Source organism: Parasphingomonas frigoris (assembly GCF_036663815.1).
Taxonomy (GTDB): Bacteria; Pseudomonadota; Alphaproteobacteria; order Sphingomonadales; family Sphingomonadaceae; genus Sphingomonas.
The window spans coordinates 1-1,029 of the sequence record NZ_JAXOJQ010000101.1 but is presented as its reverse complement, the minus strand read 5'-3'; the positions used below and the strand labels follow the sequence as shown (position 1 = coordinate 1,029).

Annotated in this window: 2 protein-coding genes; both read left to right on the top strand. The window is 61.9% G+C overall.

What is annotated here, in order from left to right; genetic code table 11:
• The coding region (locus U1872_RS22780) for an HAD-IC family P-type ATPase (protein ID WP_332795117.1) at positions 1-577 on the top strand (577 nt) is incomplete at its 5' end.
• 71 nt (positions 578-648) lie between these two features.
• Positions 649-1,029 (top strand): metallophosphoesterase family protein (locus tag U1872_RS22775; RefSeq protein ID WP_503655227.1); only part of this gene is annotated, 381 nt, incomplete at its 3' end.

Genomic DNA, 1,029 nt, shown 5'->3' with positions numbered 1-1,029 from the left:
CGCCACACGACTGAGCGTCTGGGTCGATGCAGAGCGGGTCGGCGATTTGACGATCGTCGACGAGGTCGATGAGCACGCTCGAACGACGATCTCCTGGCTACGAAGCCAAGGCGTCAACCTGAAGCTGGCGACGGGGGATGGGCAGGGCGCCGCCCGGGCAGCGGCGCAGGCAATCGGTTTGGCAGCAGACCAGGTGGTTGCCAGCTGCCTTCCGGGGGCGAAAGCCGACCTCGTCCACCGATCCGCCGGGCCGGTGCTGTTCGTCGGCGACGGCATCAATGATGCGCCGGCACTTGCAGCAGCAGACATAGGCATGACCGTTGCACGCGCTCACGCCACCGCCACTGCGACTGCGGCGATTGCGATCGTTGATGGAGGTCTAGAGCGTGTCGTCACCGCGGTACGCCTTGCCCGTCGGACACGCCGCTTGCTGCGTGAAAGTCTCTGGTTTGCGGTTGCCTATAATGCCGTATTCGTTCCTGCGGCGATGCTGGGAACGCTAACCCCCGTGACGGCGGCGATAGCGATGACGGCCAGTTCGATGCTGGTTGTCGTCAACACCTACCGCCTGACATGACATGAAGTAAGGCAGCCTTAAGCTGAGCGGTGAACGAGGTATCTCATACCCGATTCGACGAGGACCACCCCATGGCCGACGTGACGATTTTGCAACTCAACGACTTGCACGGCTATATAGAACCCCATACCGAATTGGTTCGCGATTGCGGTGGAAAGTGGCGGCTCACGACACTTGGGGGGGCGTCGCGGATTGCAGGTCTGTTCGATCAGGTACGCGCTGAACGACCGGGGGCCGTTATAGCGCTCGATAATGGTGACACTTTCCACGGAACTCACGTTGCCGTTGCGAGCAAAGGGCTGGCGCTGGTGCCCATCACCAACGCGCTTGGGTTCGACGCGATGACCGTTCACTGGGAATTTGCCTATGGCCCCTCGGGGGCAAAGCGGATCGCCGAAGCGCTCGATTATCCCATCCTTGCGGCCAACGTCCACCACAAGGCTGACGACGCC